Raw genomic sequence first — 15,848 nt, 5'->3', positions numbered from 1 at the left:
CATCAGAGGGGATAGGGAGTGAGGGGACAGTATGGAAGAGACCGATTTGATTCTACGTGCGCAAAACGGGGAAAGGGAGGCGTTTGCGCAATTGATGGATCTGCACTATAGAACTGTCGAGAGGTTTTCGTATCAATGCGGCGTTCGCCTTGATGATATACCGGATGTGACACAGGAAGTATTTATCAAGCTGTACAGGTTCCTGCCGCAATTCAATCAGCAGAGGTTCACGACCTGGTTATATAAAATTACGTTAAATACAGCACGTGATTACTACCGGAAAGAGGGTAGAGAGACAGCGAAAGAAGAGCGGATGAAAAATGCCGGTCAAGCATCATCACAACAATCGACCGAATTCCAAGTTCTCCTTTTTGAAGAAGACCGTGAATTGCATGAATCAATTCAGCTACTGGATGAAAAATATAGGATCCCACTTATCTTGTTTTATTTTCAAGACTTAACGTATCACCAAATTGCGGATGTCATGAATATTACATTGGCAACAGTGAAAACCCGTATTTTCAGGGCAAAAGACAGCTTGAAAAAAGTGATGGACATGAAGGGAGGGGTAACACATGGCCAATGACAATTTTGAGAAACGGATGGAGTTTTTGAAAAAGTCGTATGAACGTGTTCCCACCTCATTTGATCCGGAAGAAGTATTTCGGAAGATTGATGAGGAAAGCATCTCCCGTAAGAATGAACAGAAAAAGCCGACCAAACATGGAGTGAGGCAGCAAATCACAGTTTGGGCGATGAGTATAGCGAGCATTTTTATTATCGGGTTTATTGGAACCGGATATATTATTGAACAGAAGCAGAAATCCGAAGAGGGAACTATCGAAACTACGTTGACTGATCAAGTAATTGAGGATCTATTTAAGCAATATGAGGAAGAACGGGAAAAACGCCGTGAAATGCTGAAGTTGGATGAAGTCTATTTTAAACATTACGCGAGTCGTGCAGATTCAACGATGAATTTATTGAAGAATAAAAGTTTCTTGGAAATGGTGAGGAATGGAAAAGACCAAACTGACCTACAGGAGATTTATATTCAAGCAATAGAAGAATTGAAGCTTCCGTCCGAAATGCTTGTGGACTTAAAACAACATAATCTTGCGGAAGATGAAAAAGGCAGCATTCGTTTTTTAGCAGATTACCGCGAAAAGATCCAGATGCTCATTGAAATTTACAACCAAATAATAAAAGAGAACAAAGAGGCTGTAGCCGCATATGAAGTGGATCATTCTGTCGATAAGGCCGAAATCATGATGCTGAGTACCAAAGGTTTCCCGGAGCAGCTACAGAATATAATCGGGACAATGCGTGAACACTCAATCCGACTGTATTCCGAGAAATATTCAGGGGAAATAAAGACAAGATATTTCAACCATTTTATTTATAAAGACTTAAATTCACGGTTGCATCCTAATACGAGTGCATACACCACGATGATTTCACAAGAACCATACATGTTTGGACCAATTCTTGAATACCCTGTGCTCGAAACGAGCTCGATCGTTACAGGTATGGAGTATACTCTCCTAGAAGGTGAACAGAATTCAAGTTTATATCCAGTCATAAAATCTTATTACATTACATTGTTCAATGAAATTATGAAAGGCAGTGAACACACGAAAATAGTTGACGCGGATGGTGTATTGCTTCCCGAATACCAAGAGGCGTGGAAAAATATGGCGGGCGGTGGTCAAGCAACGCCATTGCGCTACATCCTGGATCCGATTATCAAAGAGATGGAGGCTTCGGGCTGGCGAAAATCAGCGAGTTGGGAAGCGCTAACCTATTATGATTTGGAGGAAGCGCTTGTCCTGTACCGAGAAGGAGTACTTGAGGAATATATGTATGGAGAACGACCTGATTTTCAGGATGTTACCATTCAGCTACCGAATGATTCATTCGAAAAGGAAGTTCAAGCTATATATACCGATTTCAAAAAGACATACTCCAAGTCCATTTTGAAAGGCGTCTCGCCTGTTCACGTTCTCGGAGTATTCGATTACGCCAATGAAATGGATGACCCTCGAACAATGTATTATTTGTTCAATGAAAACACGTTGAAGCACAACGAATCCGGAATTGATTATACCGTAGATTATTACGTTGATAATTGGCGCAAAGGGCTTCCGTTCCTCCGCAATGCAACGGAGGTTAAATTTTACAAAGACAAGGCTTACCGCCATGATATGTCGTTCCACACAACTCTTGAATTTACTGGGGTCGATCGTGCAGTATCGATGGTTTATAGTGAAGAAGGAATTTGGGAACTGGGGACGCTATGGATGGATAGATTGCCTATGTACGATATGAGCCCGGAAAGGGATTTCCAAACTGAAGTCATGGATATGAGTGCTTTTAACTATGAATTATTAATTGGCACCGACAATGTTGATAACTATTTGAGATGGAGTCAGCCTTTGGATGTCCTTGGTTTGTATTTCTATGCAGGTAATAATGGTTTCTATGAAAAGCAGTATGAGCTATTCTATCAAGGAGTTGACTCGGAAGTTGTTGATAAAGAAACCTATTTGGAGAATCCCGAGAAGTATTTCCTGCCTTACGACGACAAGATGTATAGGAAAGCCTCCTTCCAAGGTCTGGAACAAGACGAGGGCGGAAACTGGCCTGGCATCGCAACGCTTACTGTCGACACAGAACTGTTTCCTGATCTGCCATCCGAAAGGAAATTCCATATGGTTTGGACGGAAGATGGATGGCGAGTGAAATTCAACCCATTAGAGCATTAACAATAGTTTAAAAGACGAAAGACTGCCGAAATATGGCAGTCTTTTTTCTGTCTATTTGGTATAGTTGAAGTAGGTGTAGTTTTGCGACGGGGGGGATTAGATTGGAAGATGTAGAGAAAAGAATCCTTCAAGGGGATCAGGAAGCTTTCAAGGAATGGCTGGGCATGCATATCTGGAAGATTGAGCGATTTGCCATACAATATGGAGTCTCATTAGAACAGTCTGCAACAGTGGCGGAAACTGTATTTAGAAATAGATTTGAAAGTAGTATCGAGTTAACAGAGGATGATTTAAAAGAAAGTTCGCTTTTAAAAAGTACGTTGAAAATGTTGGATGGCATGCAACCGGCAGACTTATCAGATGGTTTATTCCTATTTGAAGAGGATGACGAACTGCACCGCAGGCTAGTTGCATTGCCAGAGAAATGCCGGGTACCTTTCATTCTCAATCGCTTCTATAATAAATCAAGTAAAGAAATTGCGGAAATAACAGGAATGACAGTGCAGCTAGCCGAACAGGGTGTTGCCGAAGCCATTGCGATATTAGAAGAGCCTAACTTGGATAAAAAACTGGAGTTTTTGAATAGATCCTATGAAAGATTTCCACGATCCTATAATGAAACGAATATATTTCACGCGTTAGTAGAGGAATCGCCATTGAGTGAAAAGAAGAGTGAAACCATTATAAGAAAGAGGCCGTACTTGTTTTGGGGAATGGGTGCGAGCATCCTGTTGGTCTTGTTGTTATTTATCACTTATACAAATAGTGAGGCCTATCAAAAGAAATCTGCTGAAAAATTCATTGAGAAGGCCGGAGCTTCATTCCAGAAAGAATTGGAGCGTAATTCATATCTGGCCGGTATTTCCATTAAAGATAAGAAAGAGAACCTTTACACGGAATGGTATGGAGAAGAAACAATTAGGAAGTTCGATGTATTCATTAACCGCCTAGAGGGGCAAGTGAATAGAAGTGGAAGGATTGACAAGAAAAAAGCTGATGAAGAGTATGGCTTGATTGTTAAAGAGTTGGAAGTACCTTCCGAAATGGTGAATAACCTATTAAAAAAGCCTTTAGTGGATGATGAAGAGAAAAGTATGGAGTTCATGAATGAGTACTTTGGGAAGGTTACTAGGCTTTACCAATCTTATACGAATGTACTCTATGAGAATGAAAAAGTAATACAGGGTGCCGAGTGGAATGGGGAGGGAGGTTTTGATTATGAGTCTTTTACCAAGAACAAATCGAAGTACCCTCAGGAGTTCCGGCAAGCGATTGATGGAATGATGGAGCAAGGATATTCACTAAAGAGTGTACCCTATGATAATTATGTGTATCCTGAATTCGGACAACCCGAACTGACTGTTGTCCTACGTGAAAACCTGCATTCTACTATGGATATTTATATATCCTATTTGACGGGATCTTTAGTTGACTTCCATCTCAGTCCAATTGAGGAGCAGGTTGACCTTCTATTGCAAACTGAGAAGGCGGCATTAAGGGCTGAAGGACACCAGGAGCTCTATTCAAGTATATTTAACTCCTACACTTGGATGTTGTATTCAGTGACAGGAATGGTTGGTCAACTGGAGATCCGTGATTCTACTGGAACTATCAAAGAGGAATATAAAGAGGCGTGGACGCGCATTGCCTTCAATGGGAAAAATTCACCTTCAGGTCACATAATGAGGGAAGTTATAGTAGAAATGGAGGACTCAGGCTGGACTACATCACCTTATCTCGATAGTCTAGAGTATTTCTTCATCGAAGGAGAATTGAAGCAATTCATAAGGGAGATGAAGAAATGAGAAAATGATTGAATCTTTACAATTTACCCGTCAAATCTTTTGATTGGAAAGGGCTCACTATGGTATAATTGCGGATGGCCGTATAGGCAGATTCGATACCAAAAAGATTGGGAGCTGTTTCACATGAGTAAAAAATATGAAGTGGGGGAAGAGTTGACTGGCAAGGTGACAGGCATCCAGCCATATGGAGCGTTTGTCGCACTTGATGAAGAGACGCAAGGTCTCGTCCATATTTCAGAAATCACATATGGGTTTGTCAGAGATATCAATGACTATCTAGCTGTAGGCGATGAAGTGGAAGTGAAAGTGTTGGAAGTCGATCGTAACGCAGGAAAAATCAGCCTTTCCATCCGCGCACTCCAAGAGGCGCCAATCAACCACCAAAAAACAGGCCGACCTCGCAAATCGCTGCAAGATAAAGTGAAAGAGCAGGATGCAGAAGGCTTCAATTCATTAAAAGACAAATTGAAAGACTGGATAGACCGTTCGGGGTATTAAACAAAAGGCATCCAGCCATCCGGAGTCTAGACGGTACAACAAACTAAAAACGAAAACGGGAGATGGCATTTTGAGCCTATCTCCCGTTTTTTAGTTTCCTCAATCGATATTGAAGGTTCTGCCTGCTCATGCCAAGTGCATTTGCCGTTTTTGTTATATTGTCGTCGTGAAGCTTCATGGCCTTCTGTAAATAATATTCTTCCGCTTCCTTTAAATAGCGATCGAGTGGCATAAGTTCCTTTTCGGGATTCACGATGAAATTGACAGCCTGTGTAGGAGTATCTCCCATGCCATCGATTTTTAAGCGGAAATGAAGAGGAAGCATCTCATACGTGACCACCGTCTCTGTAGTGGCGAGGGAAGATATTTCATCAAGAAGAAATTCAAGCTCCCGCATATTCCCTGGCCAATCATAGCGAAGGAATAGTTCTTCCACTTCCTTCGTGATTCCGACGAGGGAATTCCCGAACCTTTCCCTCCGTCTCGCAAAATAGGTAGTGACAAACGGTACGATATCTTCTTTTCGTTTCCGTAACGGGGAAATCCGTATTGTAAAAGAAGCGAAGAAGTAATAGAGATCCTTCAATAGGCTTCCTTTTGCAATCAATTCGACAGGGTCGTCGCCGATGCTTGCGATAAATTGGCGGTCGTTTTGAGTTGAATTTTTTAAGAATGTAAAGAGTTTCTGCTGAAGAGAAATGGATAATAAATCGATGCGCTCACAGAATAACGTGAACGGTTCCGATATAGTCAAGTCATCGTCGAGCCGATTGATCAGTTCGGCGTCAGATTGGTGACAATGAAGCGTAAGAAAGCGTCCATTGGCAGGTGACGCTTCGTAATGAATGCTTTCAGCTAGTAAATCTTTCCCGGTACCTGACTCGCCGATGAGGAGCACGGGCAATTTTGTCCCCGATGCTTTGCGTGCTGTCGATACGACCGTCTTCATTTCGTCCGAAGCGGCGACGATCTGATTAAATGTGACAGGATCACTGTTTTTCCGCATTGGGTGAAGGACGAACCTCTCAAGTGCAGTGACGTCCCTTGCAATCTCCACTGCGCCAACGAGCCCACCATCATGGAACACCGGATATGTATCGTTGATTGTCGTAATTTCGTGTCCTTTCCGATTCCAATACGTCTGCTTTACATTCAATTTGTCCATGCCGCTTTGAAGTACCTTCAATAATGTACTTTCTTCCTGATCAAAATTGAATAATTCCAAGATGGAGCGGTCGCCGACTTCTTCAAGCTCCAACCCTTCAATCGCTTTCATCTTATCGTTATAGATAACGGTTCTGCCGGAACGATCCACTGCATGGATACCGACACCGGCCCGATTCACTGCGAATTCATATAAGGGAAAAAGGTTCTTTTCGATTTTATTCACGAATCAACACCGTCCGTTTACGTTTTTTTGCAAAATAAACAAAAACACTTGAATTATGCAACAATCTCTTGCATTATTATATATGGAACTATCGATTAAATGCAAATATATTTTGCGGCTAACTAACTGAGGAGGAGTAACATGATCCCATACAAACACGAACCATTCACAGACTTTACACTAGCTGAAAACAAAAAAGCATATGAGGAAGCTTTGAAAACCGTCGAAGGCTATCTAGGGCAAGACTACCCGTTAATCATCGGCGGCGAACGCATTATGACGGAAGACAAACTCGTTTCGATGAACCCTGCAAATAAAGAAGAAGTGATCGGACGTGTTTCAAAGGCGAGCCGAGATCTTGCTGAAAAAGCGATGAACGTTGCTGACGAAACGTTCAAAACTTGGAGCAAAGTGAAGCCGGAATTCCGTGCGGATGTATTGTTCAAAGCTGCGGCGATTATTCGTCGCCGTAAACATGAGTTTTCAGCGCTTTTGACAAAGGAAGCGGGTAAGCCATGGAACGAGGCGGATGCAGATACTGCTGAAGCGATCGACTTCTTGGAATACTACGGGCGTCAAATGCTTACATTGAAAAATGGCATGCCAGTTGAAAGCCGTCCTGGCGAATTCAACCGATTCGATTATATTCCTCTCGGAGTAGGCGTAGTCATCTCGCCTTGGAACTTTGCATTGGCGATTATGGCGGGCACGACTGTAGCTGCATTGGTTACAGGAAACACGGTCCTATTGAAACCTGCATCCACAACAACTGTCGTTGCATATAAATTCATGGAAGTGCTCGAAGAAGCGGGAATGCCTGCTGGAGTTGTCAACTACATCCCAGGTTCAGGCGCAGAAGTTGGAGACTACCTCGTTGACCACCCAAGAACACGTTTTGTCTCCTTCACAGGTTCACGCGAAATTGGTACACGTATTTACGAGCGTGCTGCAAAAGTGAACGAAGGCCAAATCTGGTTGAAACGTGTAATCGCTGAAATGGGCGGTAAAGACACAATCGTTGTAGACAACAATGCAGATCTTGAATTGGCGGCTCAATCGATCGTCAAGTCAGCATTCGGATTCAGCGGACAGAAATGTTCTGCATGTTCACGTGCAGTCATCCATGAAGAAGTTTACGATCAAGTCGTGGCACGCGTTGAAGAATTAACGAAAGAATTGACGTACGGTGATCCTACGAAACAATCGAACTTCGCTGGACCGGTTATCGACCAGGCTTCATTCGATAAAATCATGAGCTACATTGAAATCGGAAAAGAAGAAGGACGCCTCGTTGCAGGTGGAGAAGGGGACAGCTCGAAAGGCTTCTTCGTCGCACCGACTGTATTTGCAGATGTCGATCCAAAAGCGCGCATTATGCAAGAAGAGATTTTCGGACCTGTCGTTGCAATTACTAAAGCGAAAAGCTTCGACGAAGCAATTGAAATCGCGAACAATACGGACTACGGCCTGACTGGCGCAGTCATCACGAACAACCGTGAGCATATCGAACAGGCGCGTCAAGATTTCCACGTAGGAAACCTGTACTTCAACCGCGGTTGCACAGGCGCTATCGTCGGCTATCAGCCATTCGGCGGATTCAATATGTCCGGTACCGACTCCAAAGCGGGCGGCCCAGACTACTTGCAATTACACATGCAAGGTAAGACAACATCGGAAACTCTTTAAAGCGTAGGGCGCCTGCCTAGATGCGACAGGCATAAGGCGAAGATGTGAAGTGGCGTTTTTTGCCACATAGCAGCTTTGCCTTATGACCCCGAGCATCTGGGGCCCGAAGCTGGATAACACTATAATTAAATAGGAAGCAGTTCCCTGAACTGCTTCCAGCTATACATACAAATGGGGAGGGGAAATACATGTCGGTTTCTGAAAAGATCATTTCACAAACGAATAAATACGGGGCGAACAATTACCATCCACTGCCAATTGTCATTTCTGAAGCGGAAGGTGTTTGGGTTAAGGATCCAGAGGGGAATAAATACATGGATATGCTTTCCGCGTATTCGGCAGTGAACCAAGGACACCGCCACCCGAGAATTATCCAGGCATTGAAGGATCAGGCGGATAAAGTAACGTTGACTTCACGCGCATTCCACAACGACCAACTTGGCCCGTGGTATGAATTGATATGCAAACTGTCCGGGAAAGACATGACATTGCCGATGAATACTGGGGCTGAGGCTGTTGAAACAGCTATTAAAGCGGCCCGTCGCTGGGCATATGACGTCAAAGGCGTTGAGGAGAATAAAGCTGAGATTATCGGTTGCAACGGAAATTTCCACGGGCGTACGATGACAGCGGTCTCCCTCTCATCTGAAGCGGAATATAAGCGCGGTTTCGGTCCGATGCTTCCAGGCATCAAATTGGTGGATTTCGGTGATTTGAAAGCATTGGAAGAAGCGATCACTCCGAATACAGCAGCATTCATCATCGAACCGATCCAAGGGGAAGCGGGTATTCTTATTCCACCTGCGGGTTATATGAAAGCAGCTTACGAACTTTGTAAAAAACAAAACGTCCTATTTATTGCCGATGAAATTCAGGCAGGTCTTTGCCGTACAGGTAAAATGTTTGCTTGTGAGTGGGAAGGCTTCGAACCCGATATGTATATTCTAGGGAAAGCATTAGGCGGCGGAGTGTTCCCGATTTCTTGCGTCGCAGCGAACAAAGATATCCTCGGAGTGTTCAATCCAGGTTCCCACGGCTCGACATTCGGTGGAAATCCAATGGCGTGTGCTGTCTCAATCGCTTCTTTGGAAGTTTTGCAGGATGAGAATCTTGCAGACAAATCACTTGAACTAGGAAATTACTTCATTGAACAATTGAAGAAAATCAACCATCCGTCAATCAAGGAAGTACGAGGACGCGGTCTGTTCATCGGTGTCGAACTGACAGAAGCGGCACGTCCTTATTGCGAACAGCTGAAGGAACTCGGGTTGCTCTGCAAAGAGACGCACGATACTGTCATCCGTTTTGCACCGCCTTTAATCATATCAACAGAAGAACTTGACTGGGCATTGGATAAAATTAATAAAGTTTTTGCAAGTTAAATAAATAGTACCCAAAATTCTCCCGGTGTATGGTACAATATGTGCGGTAGAAAAATACATTATGAAATCAAAGAGGCGAACTTTTACATGACTGAAAACCTGAATCTGTTTACGTCTACACAAGTTGTCATTAAGGAAGCACTTGATAAACTAGGCTATGATGAAGGAATGTACGATCTTCTGAAAGAACCAATCCGTATGGTGGAAGTTAGAATCCCTGTCCGCATGGATGACGGGAAAGTGAAAGTATTCACTGGTTTCCGCGGTCAACATAACGATGCGGTCGGTCCAACGAAAGGCGGCGTCCGTTTCCATCCAGCGGTTACTGCTGATGAAGTACGCGCGTTGTCAATGTGGATGACATTGAAAGCGGGAATTGTCGATTTGCCATATGGCGGCGGTAAAGGCGGAATCATCTGCGACCCGAGAGAAATGTCCATGGGTGAACTAGAACGTTTGAGCCGTGGGTATGTACGAGCATTGAGCCAGGTAATGGGACCGACTAAGGATATTCCAGCACCGGACGTTTTCACGAATGCTCAAATCATGGCTTGGATGATGGATGAATATAGTAGAATTGATGAATTCAACTCTCCTGGTTTCATTACAGGTAAACCGATTGTTCTTGGAGGTTCTCAAGGACGTGACCGTGCAACTGCTGAAGGTGTAACGATCATTATTAATGAAGCGGCGAAAAAGCGTGGAATCGATATGAAAGGTGCACGGATTGTCATCCAAGGATTCGGAAACGCAGGAAGCTTCCTATCCAAATTCCTTCATGATGCAGGTGCAAAAGTAATCGGGATTTCCGATGCTTATGGCGCACTTCATGATCCGGACGGATTGGACATCGACTATCTATTGGATCGTCGGGATAGCTTCGGAACGGTTACAACACTTTTCGATAACACGATCACGAATAGTGAACTATTGGAATTGGATTGTGATATCCTCGTTCCAGCAGCTATTGAAAATCAAATTACTGAAAAGAACGCTCATGATATTAAGGCGACAATCGTTGTTGAAGCTGCAAATGGTCCAACGACATCTGAAGCTACGAAAATTCTTACAGATCGAGGAATCCTCCTTGTGCCTGACGTTCTAGCAAGTGCTGGCGGCGTAACAGTTTCCTACTTCGAATGGGTTCAGAACAATATGGGTTATTACTGGACAGAAGAAGAAGTTCGCGAAAAAATGACGAAGAAAATGGTTGACGCGTTCGAAAACGTATATAATGTTGCGTCAACAAGAAATATAGACATGCGTCTAGCTGCATATATGATCGGAATCCGCAAAACTGCGGAAGCATCAAGATTCCGCGGCTGGGCTTAACAAAAGCGTAGGGTGGCGGTCAGCTGCGACAGGCATAAGACAGATATGCGAAACGGCGCACTTTGCCGTACAGCAGAGCTGACTTATGACCCGAGCAGCTGCCACCCGGAGCTGGACGATAACAATAAGAAAGCATCTCCTGGTTAACGGGAGATGCTTTTTTATATTTCTTCAGGCTCCGCTACAGCGACGTGTTCCACCTCATTCTCTCGCATCGCATCAAAAAGCAACCCTAACGAAATGAGTCCGGAAATCCCTACGATAATATAAAAGAATCGGGCGAACGGTTGGGCGTGACCGTCGGCAAGTTGGGCAACGACATCAAAGCTGAACAGACCGACGACTCCCCAATTCAATGCACCTATAATAGTAATGGCAAGCGCTAGTTTTTGAACCAAAATGTCACCTCCTAAGGCTAGGATTCCCAATCCAAACCGTTCCATACTTGCATCGCTCAATTCATTCTTGGATAATGTACAGTAGAAATAGGAGGTTATCTATATGAAGGAATTTGTTTTTCAAAACCCTGTTAAATTGATTTTTGGTAAAAACTCCATAACAAAGCTTGCGCAGGAATTATCGGCTTATGGCAATAGGATTCTCATTGTATATGGTGGAGGGAGCATTAAAAGGAATGGTCTTTACGATGAGTTGGTGGAAATTCTGAAGGAAGAACAAAAGGAAGTGTTTGAACTTGCAGGCGTGGAGCCGAATCCACGTGTCAGCACTGCAAGGAAAGGGGCGGCACTTTGTAAAGAGCATAATATTGATTTTATATTGGCAGTCGGAGGCGGCTCTGTCATTGATTGTACGAAGTTAATTGCGACAGCTGCAAAATATGATGGCGATCCGTGGGATTTTGTCATTAAAAAAGATTCCCCAAAAGATGCAATTCCATTTGGGACGATTTTGACGTTGGCGGCAACTGGTTCTGAAATGAATGCTGGCTCCGTTATTACTAATGAAGAAACAGAAGAGAAGTACGGGTGGGGAGGACCATTCAACTTCCCGAAATTCTCTATACTGGATCCGACTTATACGCTTTCCTTGCCTAAAGACCAAACCGTTTACGGCATTGTTGACATGATGTCACACATTTTTGAGCAGTATTTCCATAGCGCAACGAATACACCGCTTCAGGACGAATTGTGTGAAGGGGCTTTGCGGGCAATCATGGCAGCAGGTGAAGAACTCGTTAATGATCTGCAGAACTATGACTTGCGTGAAACAATCCTATTAGGCGGAACTTGGGGATTGAATGGATTTTTAGGCATGGGGAATAATGGCGGTGACTGGGGAACGCATGATATTGAACATGCCGTGTCGGCAGTTTACGATATTCCTCACGCGGGAGGATTGGCGATTCTATTCCCACATTGGATGAGACATACGCTAAAGCTGAATCCAGCTCGTTATGCAAAGTTGGCAGTCAACGTCTTTGGAGTGGATCCAGAGGGGAAAACAGATGAGGTTGTTGCCAATGAGGGTATTGATAAACTGAGGGCGTATTGGACAGCTATTGGTGCACCTGAACGTTTATCGTATTACGGCATCGATGACTCAAAGGTCGACATCATGGCGAAGAAGGCTGCAATCAATGGACCTCTAGGCAGATACGCGCAATTGAGTGAGGAAGAAGTGAGATCCATATTGGTGGCTTCGTTATAATGACTGAAGGCAGAGGGGGAAATTATTCATTCCGCCCTCTGCTTTTTAATTTCCGGCAGTTTCCTTCGTGTCTCTTCAGACATAGTTGTCTCGTTCACCCCTTGCCAAGTTTTGATGCCGTCGTCTTCATCGAAAGATATCAATGCCTCCCGAACGCCTTTCTGCTTCAGCACCAAAGCCATTAGCCTGTCCCTTACATCATCGATATATGCGACAGTTTGTGAAGGATCCACCTCGGCAATCACTTCGACATGAAGGTATTCACCTTCTTTAATTACTTCGACTTTTTGGATATCTTTTATATCGGGATCTTCAGCAATAATTTGTGCAATATGGTTCAACATCTCTTCATCGGTCTCACCGATTGCCCCCCTGGCATTCTCTAGGAACACCCTTCCGACGACGTAAAACATCATAATTCCAATTATCACGGATGCAATCCCTTCAGCTTGAAGGAATCCAACGAAATGGGCAATCAAGACCGCCATGAATGCCAATAAACCGCCTATAGTTGCAACCATGTCTTCCATGAAGACCAATTTAGTAGCGGGCTTGGCTTTATTCAAATGAGTTAAGCTGAAGGTGAATGCTTTCATTCCGGATAGGTCATTCCCGGTCTCATGCGCAATCTCCTTGGAAGCCTTCAATAGGACGAAGAACTCCAGTAAAGTGGCCAAGCCGAGGACACTTAAATTGATAACGAGTCCTTTTGTTTCGGCCGGATTCAATATATGATGCCAACCTTCCTTCACTGCTTCATACGACATGATGCCGACGATGATGACGGCACCCAAACAGACAAGATTGACAACCCTGCCGAAGCCATTCGGGAATTTCGGGGTTGGCGCCTTCTTGGACAAGGCGGAACCGATATATACAAAGAATTGATTTGCCGCATCTCCCAAGGAGTGCAGCATTTCCGCAAACATCGCTACGTTACCAGTTAACATATAGGCGATTGCTTTAAGGATGGCAATACCGGCGTTGACTGTGCCTGCCAGCAGTGATGGCTTATTGCCATCCTTCAGTAGTCGTAAAATATCTCTCATATACATAAGCCTCCATTAAGGAAAGATTTCTATTTCGACCGATTCAATATAAGGGAGCTCGGTCAGTTCAGTGTATAATTGTGTAGTTCCCTTTCTGGGGAGGGCGTTTAGACGAAAATCGACTTCATGCACTGAAGGTTTAGAGTCAGAGTGTAATTTGCGGATACGCAGGTTTTCCACTTTCATATTCTCGGCATTCAAAATCCCGATGAGGTCATCGATTTTACTTTTATCCGACACGACGACAATGCATGCTGCCTCCTTTGATCGGATTCTTTTTGGGCCGAACTTGGCTAGAAGAGGTGCAATCACCTCAATAACAAAGAGTATGCTCACTACAGCAAATGCAGCTTCGATGTAAAAGCCTGCGCCGACTGCAATTCCGATGCTTGCTGCTCCCCAGATCATTGCAGCTGTCGTTAGACCCGTAATGTTATCGTTATCTCTTCTTAAAATAGCACCCGCACCGAGGAATCCAATCCCGCTTACTATTTGTGCAGCAAGTCGCAAGGGGTCCATCGTCACGTTAATATCATCCCTAGCAGGAACTAGATAAGCTGCTTCTATTGAGACAATCGTCAATAGGCAACTGAAGGTAGAGATGACTGCACTCGTTTTTAAACCGATTGGCTTCTTCTTAATTTCCCTCTCTACTCCGATAATTAAACTTAAACCTAGAGCAATTGCGATTTTAATCAATACTTCCGGATACATTGAATTATTGATGATCCATTCCATTGACTTTTCCCCCCACTATCATCATCTTGACGCAGATATGCTATACTCTTTATATTGTCTTTAGCCTAAAAAGGTTACAAACTAACCTGTACTCCCTTTGAAAGAGAAGTGTGCATCTTGGAAAAACCTACTATTCACCCTTATATCCCGATTATCATCGGCGTCATATCCGTGGCGCTCTCAGCAATCTTCGTAAAACTTGCAACTGCTGATGCCGGCGTCATAGCCTTCTATCGTATGTTGTTCACGGTTGTTCTCATGCTTCCGCTATTCCTTGCAAAGTATAGGAAGGAAGTTTTTCTTCTGACGAAAAAAGACTGGATCTTTTCGGCAGTAGCCGGAGTTTTTCTGGCCTTTCATTTCATTCTATGGTTCGAATCGTTGAATTACACGTCTGTTGCAAGCTCAACCGTACTCGTTACGTTGCAGCCGATCTTTGCATTTGTCGGCACATATTTCTTCTTTAAAGAAAAGCTGTCGTTTAAAACGATCTTGTCGGCAGTAATTGCAATTGCCGGGAGTGTCATCATCAGTTGGAGTGACTTCCAATTAAGCGGAACCGCTTTTTTCGGTGATATGCTTGCCTTAGCCGCCTGTGCGCTTATTACTGCGTATTTGCTCTTCGGACAAGAAGTGCGTAAACGGCTTTCTCTTATTACGTATACGTTTCTTCTATACTCAATCAGTACAGTTACACTCTTTTTTTATGTTCTACTAAAGGGGGAGTCATTCGGTCCGCATTCAACTTCAAATTGGTTCTGGTTCTTCATGCTCGCACTCATACCCAATCTGCTAGGGCACTCGTTATTCAATTGGGCAGTTAAGTGGGTGAGTACAAACGTCATCTCAATAGCCATTCTTTTTGAACCGGTAGGCGCGTCGCTTCTTGCGTTCTATATTCTGCATGAGAAGCTCTCCGCAGCGCAAATAACCGGCGGAATCGTTGTCATAGCTGGCATTCTGTTGTTTATTATCGATGTGAAAAAGATTCGTGATAAATTATTTATAAAAAAGGCTTGATTTTATATTTGGTTATGAGGTATAGTATTACTTGTCCTTAAGAGACGGCAACGACAACAACATCTTCGAAAAAAAGATTTGAAAAAGTTGTTGACTCGAGAGTGACAGCGTGTTATGATAGAGGAGTCGCTGTGAAAGACGGCGAAACAATGAACCTTGAAAACTGAACAGCAAAACGTCAACAAATAAAGTTCTGGAGCCGACTCTGTCGGTGAAAAGAACAAACGAATCTTCGGATTCAAATTGACATCTTAATTGATGCCAGCAAGAAACTCGAGCTACTCGAATTTCTCTATTATGGAGAGTTTGATCCTGGCTCAGGACGAACGCTGGCGGCGTGCCTAATACATGCAAGTCGAGCGGATTGATGGGAGCTTGCTCCCTGATATCAGCGGCGGACGGGTGAGTAACACGTGGGCAACCTGCCCTGCAGATGGGGATAACTCCGGGAAACCGGGGCTAATACCGAATAATCGGTTCTTCCGCATGGAAGAACTCTGAAAGACGGTTTCGGC

The 15,848-nt window shown here is 43.9% G+C and carries 13 protein-coding genes and 1 rRNA gene; 10 read left to right on the top strand and 4 right to left on the bottom strand.

From position 1 onward, the window contains the following. Nucleotides 1-31: 31 nt before the first annotated feature. The 4 genes from M3152_RS16035 to yugI all read left to right on the top strand — a co-directional run bounded on the left by M3152_RS16035 (nt 32) and on the right by yugI (nt 5,068). Nucleotides 32-586 (top strand): RNA polymerase sigma factor, encoded by a 555-nt coding sequence (locus M3152_RS16035; RefSeq protein WP_251696680.1) that lies wholly within the window; start codon nt 32-34, stop codon nt 584-586. Next, nucleotides 576-2,765, top strand: coding sequence for a hypothetical protein (locus tag M3152_RS16030; protein ID WP_251696678.1), 2,190 nt, complete (start codon nt 576-578; stop codon nt 2,763-2,765). The genes M3152_RS16035 and M3152_RS16030 overlap by 11 nt, the downstream gene beginning before the upstream one ends. 101 nt (nt 2,766-2,866) lie before the next feature. Beyond that, nucleotides 2,867-4,570 (top strand): sigma factor-like helix-turn-helix DNA-binding protein, encoded by a 1,704-nt coding sequence (locus M3152_RS16025; RefSeq protein WP_251696677.1) that lies wholly within the window; start codon nt 2,867-2,869, stop codon nt 4,568-4,570. A 123-nt stretch (nt 4,571-4,693) separates the two neighbouring features. Continuing rightward, the gene (yugI, locus tag M3152_RS16020; RefSeq protein WP_251696676.1) at nt 4,694-5,068 is read left to right on the top strand and encodes a S1 domain-containing post-transcriptional regulator GSP13; all 375 of its coding nucleotides are present in this window, start codon (nt 4,694-4,696) and stop codon (nt 5,066-5,068) included. Nucleotides 5,069-5,144: 76 nt separating this feature from the next. On the opposite strand, the gene M3152_RS16015 is transcribed toward yugI, so the two are convergent. Further along, nucleotides 5,145-6,458: a sigma 54-interacting transcriptional regulator gene (locus tag M3152_RS16015; protein WP_251696674.1), complete on the bottom strand. Its 1,314-nt coding sequence runs from the start codon at nt 6,456-6,458 to the stop codon at nt 5,145-5,147. Between the two features lie 141 nt (nt 6,459-6,599). Here M3152_RS16015 and pruA point away from each other — a divergent pair, with 141 nt between their 5' ends. The 3 genes from pruA to M3152_RS16000 all read left to right on the top strand — a co-directional run bounded on the left by pruA (nt 6,600) and on the right by M3152_RS16000 (nt 10,858). Beyond that, nucleotides 6,600-8,144: an L-glutamate gamma-semialdehyde dehydrogenase gene (pruA, locus tag M3152_RS16010; RefSeq protein ID WP_251696672.1), complete on the top strand. Its 1,545-nt coding sequence runs from the start codon at nt 6,600-6,602 to the stop codon at nt 8,142-8,144. A 188-nt stretch (nt 8,145-8,332) separates the two neighbouring features. Further along, entirely contained in the window at nt 8,333-9,526 is a 1,194-nt protein-coding gene (locus M3152_RS16005) for an ornithine--oxo-acid transaminase (protein ID WP_251696670.1), read from the top strand. Nucleotides 9,527-9,613: 87 nt separating this feature from the next. After that, nucleotides 9,614-10,858 carry a Glu/Leu/Phe/Val family dehydrogenase gene (locus M3152_RS16000; protein ID WP_251696668.1) on the top strand — a complete coding sequence of 415 codons (1,245 nt, stop codon included), beginning with the start codon at nt 9,614-9,616 and terminating at the stop codon, nt 10,856-10,858. A gap of 161 nt (nt 10,859-11,019) precedes the next feature. On the opposite strand, the gene M3152_RS15995 is transcribed toward M3152_RS16000, so the two are convergent. After that, on the bottom strand, nt 11,020-11,256 hold the full coding sequence (locus tag M3152_RS15995) for a DUF378 domain-containing protein (protein WP_251696666.1): 237 nt from the start codon (nt 11,254-11,256) through the stop codon (nt 11,020-11,022). 103 nt (nt 11,257-11,359) lie between these two features. Between M3152_RS15995 and M3152_RS15990 the strand changes: the two genes are divergently transcribed. Continuing rightward, entirely contained in the window at nt 11,360-12,526 is a 1,167-nt protein-coding gene (locus M3152_RS15990) for an iron-containing alcohol dehydrogenase (RefSeq protein WP_251696664.1), read from the top strand. 26 nt (nt 12,527-12,552) lie between these two features. Here the strand turns inward: M3152_RS15990 and M3152_RS15985 are convergent, their stop codons facing one another. Beyond that, nucleotides 12,553-13,575, bottom strand: coding sequence for a cation diffusion facilitator family transporter (locus M3152_RS15985; RefSeq protein ID WP_251696663.1), 1,023 nt, complete (start codon nt 13,573-13,575; stop codon nt 12,553-12,555). Nucleotides 13,576-13,590: 15 nt separating this feature from the next. Continuing rightward, nucleotides 13,591-14,313, bottom strand: a complete 723-nt coding sequence (locus tag M3152_RS15980) for an MgtC/SapB family protein (RefSeq protein ID WP_251696661.1) — start codon at nt 14,311-14,313, stop codon at nt 13,591-13,593. Nucleotides 14,314-14,430: 117 nt separating this feature from the next. On the opposite strand from M3152_RS15980, the gene M3152_RS15975 reads away from it, so the two are divergent. Beyond that, a complete protein-coding gene (locus tag M3152_RS15975) occupies nt 14,431-15,333 on the top strand; it encodes a DMT family transporter (protein WP_251696659.1) in 903 nt (300 codons plus the stop codon). 294 nt (nt 15,334-15,627) lie between these two features. Next, nucleotides 15,628-15,848: ribosomal RNA gene (locus tag M3152_RS15970) — 16S ribosomal RNA — on the top strand; the annotation flags it as partial.

The organism is Sporosarcina luteola, assembly GCF_023715245.1.
GTDB classification, from domain to species: domain Bacteria; phylum Bacillota; class Bacilli; order Bacillales_A; family Planococcaceae; genus Sporosarcina; species Sporosarcina luteola_C.
This window is presented reverse-complemented; position numbering and strand designations above follow the sequence as displayed.

Excerpts from the sequence above, each read along its gene's own strand:
- M3152_RS16035 (WP_251696680.1), top strand. The coding sequence starts at position 32 with ATGGAAGAGACCGATTTGATTCTACGTGCGCAAAACGGGGAAAGGGAG.
- M3152_RS16030 (WP_251696678.1), top strand. The coding sequence starts at position 576 with ATGGCCAATGACAATTTTGAGAAACGGATGGAGTTTTTGAAAAAGTCG.
- yugI (WP_251696676.1), top strand. The coding sequence starts at position 4,694 with ATGAGTAAAAAATATGAAGTGGGGGAAGAGTTGACTGGCAAGGTGACA.
- pruA (WP_251696672.1), top strand. The coding sequence starts at position 6,600 with ATGATCCCATACAAACACGAACCATTCACAGACTTTACACTAGCTGAA.
- M3152_RS16005 (WP_251696670.1), top strand. The coding sequence starts at position 8,333 with ATGTCGGTTTCTGAAAAGATCATTTCACAAACGAATAAATACGGGGCG.
- M3152_RS16000 (WP_251696668.1), top strand. The coding sequence starts at position 9,614 with ATGACTGAAAACCTGAATCTGTTTACGTCTACACAAGTTGTCATTAAG.
- M3152_RS15990 (WP_251696664.1), top strand. The coding sequence starts at position 11,360 with ATGAAGGAATTTGTTTTTCAAAACCCTGTTAAATTGATTTTTGGTAAA.
- M3152_RS15985 (WP_251696663.1), bottom strand. The coding sequence starts at position 13,575 with ATGAGAGATATTTTACGACTACTGAAGGATGGCAATAAGCCATCACTG.
- M3152_RS15980 (WP_251696661.1), bottom strand. The coding sequence starts at position 14,313 with ATGGAATGGATCATCAATAATTCAATGTATCCGGAAGTATTGATTAAA.